The sequence below is a fragment of the Mucilaginibacter rubeus genome (genome assembly GCF_014643835.1).
Classification (GTDB): Bacteria; Bacteroidota; Bacteroidia; order Sphingobacteriales; family Sphingobacteriaceae; genus Mucilaginibacter; species Mucilaginibacter rubeus.
Genome location: NZ_BMKD01000006.1, coordinates 58269 through 73568 on the forward strand (window position 1 = coordinate 58269; position 15300 = coordinate 73568).

Below are 15300 nucleotides of genomic sequence, written 5' to 3' on the forward strand. Positions count from 1 at the left end.
CATGGCAGATGTTTTGAACAATAGATTTTCTGCCGATAATTAACTGTCAATCACTGCGGCATGTAACCGTCAGTAATTTAATTAGCCATTAAAAATGGCTATACGTAATATCGGAGGATGAAAATCCGTGTTTATATGGTTGTCCTAAATTTCTTTTAAAAAGTAGGAATTGAAAAGGGGGTAAAGCCTCAATATTGGGGGGATAAAGTGGCATTTTATCAGGGTTTACTACAATAGCCCGGCTTTTAATTTGCTTTTTCGCCAATTCAACGAATGCCCTTTGCTCTTAATTATTGTTATAAATACAATTAATAATTATTTACATTTGGATGCCTTATAAACTTAGTGTTTCAGCATTATATGACAGGTTCTGCCAAAAGTTAAGCGAACTGACGAATCATTTTTCAATGAGTATTAAATGAGTTTTTGATGGTTACTGGCCCTGAGAGGAAAATTCATCAAATGAACATTTAATACCTGGATATTAGAAAATTATTTGCAGGCACATGCAGAACAGCCAACAAACTCTGTTTTTATATTGCTAAATTGTTGAAGGTTACAAGTGTATCAAGTACAATATTAAACGCATTAGCCTGCCTAAGCCAAGGCGGCGATAACTGGTTTATAGTGTAAAAAATGTTAGCGATGATACGGAGTGTTGTATTTGCCTAATTAAAAGTGATAACGGATCTATGCATAAAGTTGTCTTGTTTTTTCTGATTAATCTTCTGTTTGTCAGTGTTGTGAACGCGCAGGCTCCGGTAACTTTTCCAACTAACGATGCAAGGAATTTTGCATTAAAATCATATACCACTCATGATGGCCTGCCTTCTGAAAATGTAACAGTGGCACTTAAAGACAGCCGGGGGTATATGTGGATAGGGACGGATAACGGGCTTTGTAAGTTTGACGGCTACACTTTTGAAAGTTTAGTGAATATTCCCGGAAATACCGCGAGTATAAGTTCAAATTTTATCAGTGCGCTGGCCGAAGACAAGAACGGAAAGATATGGGTTGGCACCATGGACGGCTTAAACATTTTAGATCCCAATACCGAGAAGTTTGAACGATTTTATCATAGCGATAAGATCAAAGAGTCGGTAAGTAATAATAAGATTTTTTCGATCTGCTGCGACAAAGAAGGAACAATATGGATAGGTACGGATGATGGTTTTAATCAATACGTGTCAAATAAGCGATCTTTTGTTAGTTATAAACCCAATCAGAATGATCGATTTTCAATAAAAGGCAAGTCGGTAAATGCAATTGTTGAGGATGATAAAAAAAACTTGTGGCTGGGAAACTGGAATGGTGGATTAAATAAATTCGATAAGGTAAGTAAACATTTCAGCAATTATCCGCAGACTGAATCTCAGCTTAAAAAAAGCCCCAATGATATTTGGAGCCTTTTTTACGATCAAAAAAACGGTTGCATTTGGGTAGGTACTTATTGGAGCGGCCTTTTTTGTTTTAATCCTAAAAACCAGCAATATACCCGGTTTTCGAGTCACGATAATATCAACGTAGGAGCTTTTAGCATTGATAAGGCTAATGACTCCACTTTAGTTGTTGGAAGTAACGGCGGGTTCTATTTTATAAATAAGGGTAATGGTCAATGGCGAAAGATTGGCGATATTAATAGTACTGCGGATGGATATGTTTATAATGATGGGGCCGGTATTATGTGGCTTTGTGGCAAAGACGCCTTAACAAAAGTTGATTTTACACAATATAAATTCCGTTTCATCCCCTTATCAATCGCGCCCCGCGAAGCAAAAAGTATGTTATTGCAAGGCAATATGTTGTGGCTGGCTACCAACGAAGGGCTATATAAGTTTGATTTACCGAAAAAGACAACAAAGTTATTTCAACATACCAATGATCCCTCAAGTATCAGCAGTAACCAGGTTGGTAAAATATATTTGGATAATGAGGGGGTGCTATGGGCAGCAACCGAAAATGGGTTTGATAAATTTGACAGCAGCAATAATAGGTTTATCCATCATTTTCACCATTCGGCCCTGAGTAATTTTTTTAATGAAGATGTTTTCAGGGATATTCTTGAAGTAAGGCCTCTCGAATATTGGCTCGCCACAGATGCCGGTTTAAAGATTTACCATGAAGAAACACAGCAATTTAAACATTATTATAATGACGACAGGAACCCCAATTCAATTGCCAGTAACCATATTTATAATCTTTTAAAAGATAGCAAAGGCAATGTATGGATCGGAACAAGCGGAAACGGTGTTGATCGTTTTGATCCTAAAACCGGGATTTTTCACCACTATACTTATAATGATAAAATTGCAGGCAGCCTCAGTAATAATATTGTGCATTGCATATTTGAGGATAGCAAAAAGAACATCTGGATCTGCACAGCCGACGGATTAAACAAATATGCTCCGGAAACCGATTCTTTTATTGTTTATTCACGTAAAAACAGATTTGCAAGCAACGTTTTCAACAGTGTAGTTGAAGATGAGGTGGGAAATCTTTGGATCAATTCTGCCACGGGGGTATCAAAGTTTACACCCCAAACATTAGCCATAACTAACTTTGATGAGGGCGACGGCGTATTTTCGCATTCGCTTATTTACAAATCTGCAGATGGGCAAATTTATTTAGCGGGAAATTCAGGTGTCGTGGTATTCGATCCGTCAAAAATTAAATTGAACGATAAAATCCCACCGGTTTACTTTACCGATTTTCAGGTGTTTAATAAATCTGTAAAACCGGGTGCTGATTCACCGTTGAAAAGACCTGTTGGTACAGCAGATACTGCCTTTCTTAATTATGATCAAAATGTATTTTCAATTGAATTTGTTTCGCTGAATTATACTCATCCGGAAAAAAATAGTTATCGGTATAAACTGGAAGGCTTTGACGAAAAATGGAATTTTAACGGTAACCAGCGAAGGGCTACTTACACCAATCTTAATCCCGGAACTTATAAATTTAAAGTTATAGCAAGTAATAATGATGGTATCTGGAACAAGACACCCAAATCCCTAATCATCATTATTTCGCCGCCATGGTACCGTACCTGGTGGGCATATACAATTTATGCCATAATCATTGGCGGGGTAGTTTATCTGTATCTTTTATACCGGGACCGTCAGGCTAAATTAAAATATGAAATCCAGATAGCGCATTATGAAAGCGAAAAGGAAAAGGAGCTCAGCGAGCGAAAGCTCGCCTTCTTTACCAATATTTCGCATGAGTTCAGAACACCATTAACATTGATCATTAATCCTATTAAGGAACTTTTATATAATGAAAAGAAGACGGTAGATACCTCCAATTTAACCATCGTTTACAGGAACGCACGCCGGTTATTAGGTTTAGTAGATCAGTTGCTGCTTTTCAAAAAGGCCGAATCGGAATCTGATCAATTGAGGATAAGTAATGTTAATATAATCGATTTATGCAGGGAGGTTTATTTATGCTTTGTACATGAAGCAAAAAGAAAACACATTCAACTTGAATTCATATCACCAACCGATTGTTTGAATGTTTATATCGACCGGGAAAAAACAGAGATCGTGCTGTTTAATTTGCTCTCAAACGCGATGAAGTTCACTCCAAAACTCGGTATAATTCGCGTTTGTGCAGAGGAATTTGAACAGACAGTTTCAATAATCGTTGAGGATACCGGCTGCGGAATCCCACCTGAAGTTGGCGAAAGACTTTTTAGCCGGTTTTACCAGGTGTCTGATTTGGCCAGTACCTCAAACGGAGGGTTTGGCCTTGGGCTTTATCTTGTTAAAAATTTTGTAGAGCGCCAGGCCGGAACTGTTGAATATCACAGCGATGCAGGAAAAGGGACAGCTTTTACAATCACTTTAAAAAAAGGGAAAGCGCATTTAAAAGATCAGATCATCTCAGAACAGCCAACAGCTACTTCTGAGTTTTTAAAAGAGTTGATAGATTCTGAAACTACAGCCCATGATATAGTGCCCGCAGCAGAGCCGGGAGAGGAAGTAACAGCGTCTGACCTCAAAACACTGTTAATCATCGATGACCACGAGGATATGAGAGAGTATCTCCGTCAGATATTTAAAATTGAATATAATGTTCTTGTAGCGCCAAATGGTGAGGATGGAATCAAGATTATTAATGAGCAGTGGCCGGATATAGTCATATGCGATGTGATGATGCAGGGCATGACCGGGATAGAAGTTTGCGCCGCTATTAAAGAGAATATAACAACATCTCATGTTCCCGTGATCTTATTAACCGCCAGTGCATCAAATGAAATTAAATTAAAAGGTATTGAAGGGGGGGCCGACGATTATATTGGAAAACCTTTTGATAAAGATATCCTGAAAGCACGGGTTAGCGGGCTGCTTAAAACCCGAAATACACTTCAGCAATACTTTTATAATGAAATTACGCTGAACAATAACCCGCACACTATCTCTATCGAGTACAAAAGATTCCTGGATTCCTGTATCCGAATTGTGGAAGATCATATAACTGATCCCGATTTTAATCTGCAATCCTTAGCCTCCGAATTAAATATGTCTTATTCGGGGATCTACAAAAAAATCAAAATGATTTCAGGCCAGCCAGCTAATAGCTTCATAAGAGCTATCAGGTTAAGAAAAGCCGCGCAGCTATTTGTTCACAGCGATTTAAATATATTGGAAACCGCTTATGCTGTTGGAATAAAAGATATAAAATATTTTCGTGAGCAGTTTAAAAAGGTGTTTGATTTAAAACCATCTGAATACATCAAAAAATTCAGGAAGAATTTTAAAAACGCCATGGTTAATCAGGGGGCCGAAAGAAAAATAAACCTGTAATACCTGCCTTGTTTACCCTTTTTAAAAAAGTTAAACTTAATCTTAGCCAGTAGTTTATTGGCTATTTTAAACCTATCCCGGCTCATATGCGTTTGATTATACTTTACTTTTTTTGAAGAAGTATCGCGATAAAAGCCGCCCGGTAAACCGTTTCCCGACGGAAAAGCAAAACAATACTGCTTACTTAGTTCTATACGCTTTACAAGAAACGTGATGAATATTATGTGGTAAGGTTAGTGACAGGATTAGTGATGTTTTTGGCCTGTATCATGGTATTTATAAAAAGAGAAAGAAAAATTAAAGAAATCTTTCGCCAGGATTATGAAATAAGAGCAAGCTACAAAGCCTGCTCTTATTGGAATTTATGTTACTTAAAAGCTAAACCTATGGAAACGCCACCTATTAGTTCACGATCTGTATAGTTTAGTTGCAAACCAACTCCTTAATAGGCTTCTTAATTCCAGTCGCCTGAAATATCTTTTGCTATTGCAGAGTTGGCATTCTTTTCTGCCAACGGTATCGGGAACAACACATTTTTATCCTGGAAAGGTTGTGTGCCATCTTCAATTTGCCTTTCGGCGTTGATAGTTTGCTTGGCAATACCCCAGCGAATCAGGTCGAAATAACGAACTTGTTCTCCCGTTAGTTCCAATTGTCTTTCACGCATTAATATCCGCATTGCATCGGTTTGGCTGCCTAATGATGTATAAAGCGGCGCATTAACACTTGGCCTACTGCGTACCTGGTTAATTAAGGCCAAAGGTTTATCACCCGTATTGCCCTGCTGAATATAACTTTCGGCCAACATAAGCAATACATCAGCATAGCGGATCACCTGGCCGTTGATACCGCTTTGCGGGCCACCAAAGGTAGCTACCTTGTTATAATATTCGTACTTAAGCCATTCGTAACCTTTTGTAGCGAAAGGATAAGCTATCGGACCGGTTGCACATTGTTGGCAATACTGTGTCTGTCCGCCGCTTGCGGCATCGCCGTAAAAAGTAAAAGCAGCACGTGGGTCAACGTAATTAACCGATGGATTTTGCGGGTTAGGGTAAGTGAACGCTTTAACAGCTGTTGTAGTTACATAAACGTTGTTCCAATCATTAAAGCCATATGATTGAGCGCGAACGGTATGTGTTGCCTTACCGCCCCAGGTTTCCTGGCCCCCAAACATATAATACTGGTTACCAATCCCCCAATCTGTCCACTGCTGGTTCATCACCTGGAAAATAGTTTCAGGGTTCAAGGCAGGATTATCCTGGTTAGGATCGTCAAACAGGTTATTATAAACTGGCGCCAGTGCATAGGTGTAAGGTTGCTGCGTTAGCTTGGTAAGCTCAGTCTGTGCCTGGCCCCATTTTTTTTCATAAAGGTATGATTTACCCAGCAACGCCACTGCAGCGCCCTGCGTAGCACGGCCATAGCTGGTTGCAGGGTAAGATATTGGCAAACCCGCTTCGGCATCCTTCAAATCCTGTTCAATAAATGCCCATACATCTGCAACTGACGATCTCGGCATATTGATATCGGCAGGTGTTGGCAGGGGTAAATATTTAGTACGTAAAGGTACCCGTCCAAAACAATTAACCAGGTTAAAATAAGCATAAGCACGCAAAAATTTGGCTTCGGCAACATATTGCGCCTGGTCGGTCGTTTCTGCAGCATTAGCTGGCTTCCACACCTGTGCCCTGTCAATAACAACATTGGCCCGTGCAATTAACTGGTAAAATGCTGACCATGTGTTGTTCATTACGTCAAGGTCGGGGCCAAAATTATACTGGGCCACTTGCAAATAATCACCTAAAAGGGGTTGGTTGTTTTTAGCGTCATATCCAAGCAGGTCAAAAGTAGTATAATAATCACCAGACCAAAAACCTGTATGCAGCAAAGCGGCGTAAGTGGCTACAACAGCCTGGTTTATCGCAACATCGCTATTAAAATAAGTATCATAAGTGTATGCACTTTTGTTTGTCAGATTCAGATCTTTTTTGCAACCTATTGAGAACGCAAGAAGTGCTGTCATCAAAAGGAATTTTATATATTTTTTCATGTTTTTATTTTTAAAGAATGCCTTTTAAAATGCTACTTGTATCCCGAATAAAAATGTGCGCGGTTGCGGTACCTGGCCGTTATCAATATTGCGGTTAAAAATAGTATCGTTTGAATTGTTATCGCCATAAACTGTACTTAACTCAGGATCATATCCTTTATAACCGGTGATAGTAAAAAGATTTTCGGCGGCCACATATATACGCAGTTTGCTTAAAACAGAACCTGAAAACGATTGCAGTGCGGCTTTACTAAAGGAATAGCCAAGGGTTATGTTACGCGCACGCAAATAGGAGCCGTTATCGATAAAAAAGTCTGATGGCCTTAAATTTCCGGATCCGGTTGCATTTTGCCCGGCTCTTGGCAGGAGAGCGTTATCGCCAGGTTTCTCCCATCTGTTTAATATAGCTGTTGAGGCATTATGTCCTGTTCCGGCAAACTCCAAACTTGATCTTAAATTGTTTCCAATCTGAACTCCCTGTACGCCTGATAATACCACATTAAGATCAAAATTACGATAAGTGGCCCCAAGGTTAATACCATATATGAACTTTGGAATAGCACTTCCCAAAACTTGCTGGTCCTTGCTGTCAACAACTCCATCCCCATTCAAATCCTTGAATATAAAATCGCCCGGAAGCAACCCTGTTTGATAAACCGCGTTGGCATCGCCGGTTTTTTGCTGTGCCGTTTTATTCAGGGCGTCAATTTCGGCCTGGTTTTTAGCTACATGGCCAACCCTGTAACCATAAAATGAGCCGATAGGATAACCTGCCTGGGTTAGTGTGTAAATTGCTCCTGTTCCACCAACAATCGGTGTTGGCGATTGTGTACCTAATGATATTGTTTTGTTATTATTGTAAGCACCGTTTACACTTACATTATAACTAAAACCGTTTTGGGGCTTTGAACGGTAACCTAATTGAAATTCGAAACCTTTATTTTGGGCATCCGCCGCATTAACAATCTCGTTACTGTTTGATGTGTTTATACCCACACCCAAACTTGGCGGCAAAGGTATCGCTACTATAAGGCCGCTGCTTTTACGATTATAGTAATCGGCCGAGAAAGTTAACTGGTTATTCAGGAACGTAAGGTCGATACCCGCGTCGGTTTGGTCGGTTGTTTCCCAATGTAATAAAGGGTTGGCGATAGTTATTACAGTTGTACCGTTAACAAACTGTTCGGTCTGGCCAAACGAATAAACGAGGTTTCCCGGCGGCCCGTTAAAGGTAAATACGCTGGTATTTGTAAGGCCAAATCTGTTATTACCTGTGCGGCCCCATCCTACGCGCAGTTTACCATCATTGATAAATGGCAACGCCGACTTAACAAAATCCTCCTGGGCAAAACGCCACGCAAAACCGCCACCCGGAAAGTTACCATAACGGCTTAACGGGCCAAAGTTTGACGAACCATCGCGCCTGATACTACCCGAAAGAATGTACTTATCGTTAAACGAATAGATTAAACGGGCATAATAGGAAATAACGTTGCCAAATTGAGTGTAATAGCCCGATGAATTACCCTGCACGGTAAGCGTAGGCGCTACACCAATATCCCTTACAGCATCCGATAACATACCTGTGCCCAGCACGCTAAGGTATTTGGTACTCCCTGCATCAATATAACTGGTACCTGCAGTTAATGAAATATTATGTTTTCCGAAGCTGTGATTATATGACAAGTAATTTTCGATGGTATAATTAGAATAGTTATTTGACGCGCGACCTGCCTGCCTGGTGTATCCCAGGTTGTTGGAGGTAACATATGGTATCTGGTACGAATCGTTCACGCTGTTGCCATATACACCTGATACCTGCGAACGAAGAGTTAACCCGTTGATAATTTTCACCTCGCCAAATACCTGCGGAAATAAAACGAGGTCGTGGCTGCTTAAGGTTTGTACACCTAAAATCTGCAATGGGTTTACAGCATTGCTGTTATCATCAACGTTGGTAAGGATAGAGTAACCACCGGGGATAGACGCATCATAAACGGGCTGATACGGTGCATAACCAAGCGCGTTACCAATACTTGTTACCTGGCCTGCAGTTTTAGTATACCGTAAGTTCAAGGTTTGTCCAAAATGGAAACGACCCAGTTTTTCATCTAATACAAACCGGTTATTAAACCTTCTAAAATTATAATCTTTAACTACGGCTTGCTGCGTAACGTATCCTGCCGACATGTTATAAGTAACCTTGTCGCTCCCTCCGCTTACGCTCAGGTCGTTTTGAGTTGAAACGGATGTTTTAAAAATCTCTTTCTGCCAATTGGTCCTGTCAACTAATACATATGGCGTGTTTAGTTTTGCCGGCACCGGGTTGTTATTGGTCGCGTCTATATCTTTAAGGAGCTTCACGTAGTCGGCGGCACCCAGCAGATCAAGGTTTTTAGTGACGTTTGAAACACCCACCTGCGAATTAAATGTAATTTGAGTTGAACCCGCCTTACCTTTTTTGGTGGTGATGATCACAACGCCGTTTGCTGCAGCAACACCATATATTGCTGTGGAGGCAGCGTCTTTTAGTATGGTTATATTTTCAATATCCTGGGGGCTGATGGCGTTGAACAAATTGGCATCGCCCTGGATACCATCAATTACGTAAAGCGGACTAACATCGGTAAACGAGCCTGTACCGCGTACGATAATTTGAGCGCCCGAACCAGGCACACCGTTAGCCTGCATTACCTGAACCCCAGGTGCCTTGCCTATTAATAATTGAGCCGGACTTGTAGATGTGTTAGCCCCTGCGTCTTTAGCAGCTACCACATTTACCGAGCCTATCAGATCCTTTTTACGGGCGGTACCATAGCCAATTACTACTACTTCATTAAGGGCTTTACTATCACTTTGTAAATTTACATTCAGTACGGTTTTTCCATTTACTTTAATCTCTTGTTTTGTGTAACCAACAAAAGAAAATACAAGGGTAGCATCCCCTGTAACATTAAGCGAATAAGAGCCATCCGTCCGGGTAATAACTCCGTTTTCCTTTCCTTTCTCTGCAACTGTAACCCCGGGTAGCGGACTGTTATCATCGGCCGATTTTACGACGCCTTTAATGGTGACTGTTTGTGCCATTACGGGCAATGTGCTCATAAACACCAGCAGTAGCAGCAAGTGCCGTAATTTAGCTGCGCTTAGCAGCCTCGTAAAATTTGTAATTTTCATTTTCATAATTGGTTTTTGTTGTTAAGTAAAACTTTTATTTAACCACAATTAATTGTTAAATAAACACCAATATTAAAATACAATCGATTGCGAAAATATAGCAAGCATCTCCATCCTGATTGTAAGAAAATATTAAATGAGCTTTATGGTTTATATAATAAGTAATTCTGGCGTTCAAAAATACTTTGCGGAGTAGCGCCATTTGTTAAAAAATAGGTGTACAAATGTTTCAATTTGTATATTTTCATGTTCTTACCATGCATCGATAAGCGCATACCAATATTTGGTTGTTACCGGCATTTTGAATTATTGGTGTTCAAAAAACAATTGTTTGTATTAAGCGCTACTGGTTCCCAAGCTATGACGTTCGCATTGGAATAGTTTTGTTATTCAAGTTGTCATCATCCGAGTATGTTTATGCGGTAGAAAGGCAGCGTTCTAAGAATCGACAAGGTTGTTAAGGATTTGCTTAATGATACCTTATATGGTTGATTTGAGGTTCAACATTAATGACTATCATTTATCATTCATTGAAAATGAAGCGCGGTATTTGTTATCCCAAACCGATTCCACGGTTGCCTGGTAAAAGATTAAAAATTTTCTAAAAGTTTTACCAGACAGCCTGGTTTTAGAGGCAGGAATAATTTTGCGGTTAAACAGCGGTTTACTTCTGGAAAGGGCACAAAAAAGGGTCTTTTTGAGGCCCTGAATAGTATTTATATGTATCGAAAACATTTTACCACACAATAGTGAACCGATCCTGTTATTGCAACGACTTGGAATGGCTTTAAGCCCTCAATTATTCAAAAGTCGTATTTCATAAACAGGCCCGGCCATTGCACCCTTATCCGCCTGGAATTTTATCCGGAGACTTTGGTCTGCGTTGTATTTCAAATCTGCTGGCAAATCATATTCCACGGTATAGAAAGCGTCACGTTTACCATCCTTCAAGTCAACTCTGGCCAATTCCTGTTCATTGATAAGGATAGAAAACTTATGGTTCCTTTCAATTCCAAAATATGTGATACTAATTTTCTTTGCAGCTTTATTTTTATCGGTGAGCTTATAGCCGAACGAACCCGTTGCAGCCCTGAAGTGCCTATTGAAATTAACGCCGGCAAAAGAATTCTCTTTTTCCATGAAATGATCTGACTCAGGCTGTTGCTCACCCGGAGTTACCAAATCGATAGTATTGGCAGCCAGTTTTGCTTCCTTCATGTCCTCCTCCGCTAACTTAGCCTGCAATTCGTCAAAGCCTTTGGCCGATTCTTTTCGCCAGTACACTACATAACGGGCATCCTGTATCTTATAAAACGGCACCAGCTTCAGGTTTCGGTATTTAATCGGGTATATTAGTCGCCCGGCAGTAAAGGACATCGGTTTATTTTTATCACCAACTATCATGGGGGCATCATTAGCAGAATCGCTTACAAAAACCGGCATATCTGTAAGCTTATACAGGTTGCCCGCAGCAACATGGCCCATCCTGCTGTCATCGGCCTCACGGCCTTTTTGGGCAATTGTATCAATCACTGAAGCAAGCACGATCGGGCCATGCAATACGGCTTCATAATTGGAGCTGTCGGGAAGTTTCTCCGTCGTCGTCTGCATCGGTAATTGGACGGTGATGATATCTCCTTTCCGCCATTTTCTTTTTAACTGCGCATATGATGACGGCTGCGCTGTAACCTGAACAGGCCGGCCATTGATGTTAATTGAAAGTGCACCGGTTTTTACCCATGATGGATACCTGATGTTTATCCCGTATGCACTATTGCCAGTCTTCAAAATCTTCAGCGTAGTTGTTTCCTTGTCGGGGAACACGGTTTCCTGCTTAAGTTGCAAGCCCTTTTGCTTCCATATAAGCTGAGACGGAATAAACAGATTAACATATAGCTCGTTATCTGAATGGCTGTAGATCATTTCACCATACTTTGAATGATTTTCCATACCGGAGCCAACGCAACACCACATGCTTGTTTGTGGCTGGGAGTACACCCTGTAATGCCCGGGGCGCATCGGTGTAAAGTAAACAAAACCGCCCTTCTCCGGCCGCTGGGTTGTAAGGATATGATTATACAACGCCCGTTCGTAATAATCGATATAGGCAATATCCGGATCTGACCTGTACAGATCTTCGGTAAGCTTAAGCATGTTATAGGTATTGCATGTTTCGGGTCCTTCTACACTGGAGATCATGGTTGAGAAATCTGTAGCGGGGTTAAAATGTTCCCTTACGCTGTTACCACCTGTTGCTACCGACCGATGATGTACCACGGTTTGCCAAAAGAATACCGCAGCACAATTGTAGGCGGTATCACCGTTGTAATCAGCAATCCGCTTAAAACCTATCACTTTGGGGATCTGCGTATTTGCATGTAAATTATCCAGTTTATCCTGACCTTTTTCAAGCGGCTGAAGGAGAGCCTGGTGAGAGAAACTGTAGGCCGCGTCAAGGTATTTCTTTTCGCCGGTGATCCCGTATACATCTGCCAGTACCTCATTGACACCTCCGTGCTCATTCCCAAGCAGCTGCTGCATTTGTGACTGGCTAAGTGCAGTACTGATATTGTAAAACCAGTCTGCCAGTTTAATCAGCATGACTTTTGCTGTTTGATTATTTTCATACAGCCATGCATCGCGCAGCCCGGCAAATACTTTATGAATATTATAAAAAGGCACCCATTTCTTATTGAAATCTGTAAAATCACCCTTCATTACCTGGGGCCAAAGTTCGCGGCTTCCAGGCACGCCACCCAAATATCCGTCACCGTTTTTGTCCTGGCACAATTTAAGCTCATTGATCATGTAATCAAGGCGCTGGCGCATACGGTTATCACCGGTAGAAGCATACATCATAGCCAGGGCAGAAAGATAGTGGCCACCGATATGTCCATCCAGGCCCGAATTTTCCCAATTTGTATAACTTTTAGCTTTTTGTGGCAGCCCCGCCTCCCTCCTAAAAGGTGCAAGCAGGCGGTCGGGCTGCAGGGCAAGCATATAGTTGAGGTCTGTCTGCTCCTGTTCTTTAAAAATCCCCGGTAATAGCCTGACATCCTGTAGAGGAAAGCTTTTGACAACCTGCTTTTGTTGCGCCCACAGCAAAAACGGACTAAAAATCAATAAAAAAGCGATGCGTTTCATAATTGGGTTTTCATCGGCAAGATACATCATTAAGTGTTAAAACAACAATAAAAAGATAAAAGGCCTTCAAATCGCTAATTTGAAGGCCTTTACATTATTGTTCATTTTTAAATATCAACTACCGCTTATATCGCGGCGCATCTTTCATGCTTTTTGTGAAGAAAGAAAAAGATATAAGTTTTCTTAAGGGTTACATTATATTTTCACAAAGCCCCATTGCTGGTTACGCCCGCCAGAATAGGTCCATTGAACAGCAGCTACACCGTTATTAAGCGAAGCCCCGTTAACATCCAAAGCTTTCCCACTATTGGCATTGATGATTTTATAATATCCATTGTCTGTTAGCTGAATTGACCATTTTTGATTTGCGCCGCCATAGTAATCCCACAGGTCTACCTGTCCTCCGTCAGCTGTGTTCAAACCATAAACTTCGAGGCATTTTCCGGTTGCATGCATTGGAGTAAGCCTGTAATAACCGCCTCCCGCGTCTTCTACTTTAAATTGCTGGTTTGCCCCTGCTAAATAGTCCCACTGATCGGCCTGTGTTTGATTGGCAGTTCCCCAGCCCGCAAATTCCAGGGCTTTAAAACTGTTTCTGCTGTAAATCTGGTAAACCTGGCCAACCTGAATTATTGAAGAGGTATTATTTTGCGCTCCCTGCAAAATGGCGGCTAAACCTTGCTGATCGTAAACGCTGTTGTTCTGCCTGTTAAAAATCCGACCCGGATTGGTTGAGTCCGTACCACCTGAATCAAAATAAAATGGTTTTAATCCATATTGTAATGCCTGGTGGACAAAATAATTGAGGTAATAACCTCTGCTTGCAAGTTGCAGGTTTAACGCATCGCCGGTAAGACCTAATCTGCGGTTTACTGCATATTCTCCCAACATAACAGGAATGCCCTTATCAACAAACTTTGTTTTCATCAACGAAAGTTCTGAAGTCATATACGACTCTTCACCCCAGGTAGCATTTCGTGAAGCATCGGTTGTAGAATGATACCCGCTGCCCCAATAATAGAACATATTACCCCAGCTTGCATCCGATGTCAAAAAACAAAACTGAGCCGGATCATAATAATGTACTTCAACCATTAAACGGTTGCTTGCCGGATCAGTTGGAAGCGTATTCATCAAAGTGTTGGTGCCATCAATATTAGTACTTGGCCCTTGCACAAGCAGCACCCTGTAACTGTTATGCCCCCCGGTTGATCTGACCGCGTTAACAAATGTTTGATGATATGAAAGCAGCACACTCATCCCGGTAGCATCTGATACATTGGGTTCATTGGCGCTGGCAAAAATCACATGCTCGTCAAAACCACGCATTTGCGTGGCTATTTGCTCCCAAAAAGCTTTTTGTTTGGCGTTAACAGCGGCCTGTGCGGCGGTGGTACAATTGTTCTCCAGCCACCCGCCGTCCCAATGTATATTTAGTATCACATACAAACCGTCATTAACGCAATATTGAACAACCTGTTGCACCCTGTTGAGCCATGATTGCTGAATTTGCCCCGTGGTTTGGTTAGAATACTGATCCCAATCGCAGGGGATACGAACTGCGGTAAAACCAGCTTGCTTAACTTTATCAATAAGTGCCTGGGTTACCAAAGGGTTACCCCAGGCTGTTTCGCCGCCTGATGCTTCGAGTGTATTACCAATATTCCACCCCAATTGGAACTTTGCTGCAAGCTGGGCGGCAGTACTGCTTACCCCTGTTTGATCAGGCGCAAGAGGCGACGTATTGTAATTTGGATAACTGGTTATAGCCAATGTTTTAACTGCTTTGGAAACAGGCGGCTTAACAACCGGACTGGCAATTTGTTGCTTTTGGCAACGGGTAAGCAATAAAATCGCGGCTACCCCAAATAAATAGTTTAGTGTTCTCATATTTAAATATTAATTGATTCATAGCAAAAAAGAACAATTAAACAGTGCGCATAAACAAACGCTCTTTTAGCGATTGCGCTTCTGTTTTAAATCAGTTGCAGGTTATTTTTTGGTTAAAGCCACTCTTGGGCTATTGGTTTGGGAGCCAAATATATAGGCCGAAAAGGCCACAAAAGTGAATAAATAGGGTGCTAAATGTTTAATTTAAAAGAAAATACAGTGCTGGTG

At 41.2% G+C, this 15300-nt stretch carries 5 protein-coding genes; 1 reads left to right on the forward strand and 4 read right to left on the reverse strand.

Annotated features, from left to right (window positions below; all coding sequences use genetic code 11):
• Positions 1-692: 692 nt before the first annotated feature.
• The gene (locus tag IEX80_RS19265; protein WP_188833823.1) at positions 693-4808 is read left to right on the forward strand and encodes a hybrid sensor histidine kinase/response regulator transcription factor; all 4116 of its coding nucleotides are present in this window, start codon (positions 693-695) and stop codon (positions 4806-4808) included.
• A gap of 454 nt (positions 4809-5262) precedes the next feature.
• On the opposite strand, the gene IEX80_RS19270 is transcribed toward IEX80_RS19265, so the two are convergent.
• The 4 genes from IEX80_RS19270 to IEX80_RS19285 form a co-directional block, all read right to left on the reverse strand.
• Positions 5263-6861 (reverse strand): RagB/SusD family nutrient uptake outer membrane protein, encoded by a 1599-nt coding sequence (locus IEX80_RS19270; RefSeq protein WP_188833824.1) that lies wholly within the window; start codon positions 6859-6861, stop codon positions 5263-5265.
• A gap of 24 nt (positions 6862-6885) precedes the next feature.
• A complete protein-coding gene (locus IEX80_RS19275) occupies positions 6886-10038 on the reverse strand; it encodes a SusC/RagA family TonB-linked outer membrane protein (RefSeq protein WP_188833825.1) in 3153 nt (1050 codons plus the stop codon).
• A gap of 795 nt (positions 10039-10833) precedes the next feature.
• Entirely contained in the window at positions 10834-13212 is a 2379-nt protein-coding gene (locus IEX80_RS19280) for a glycoside hydrolase family 127 protein (protein ID WP_229701682.1), read from the reverse strand.
• A 165-nt stretch (positions 13213-13377) separates the two neighbouring features.
• Positions 13378-15072: a cellulase family glycosylhydrolase gene (locus tag IEX80_RS19285; protein WP_188833826.1), complete on the reverse strand. Its 1695-nt coding sequence runs from the start codon at positions 15070-15072 to the stop codon at positions 13378-13380.
• Between the last annotated feature and the right edge of the window lie 228 nt (positions 15073-15300).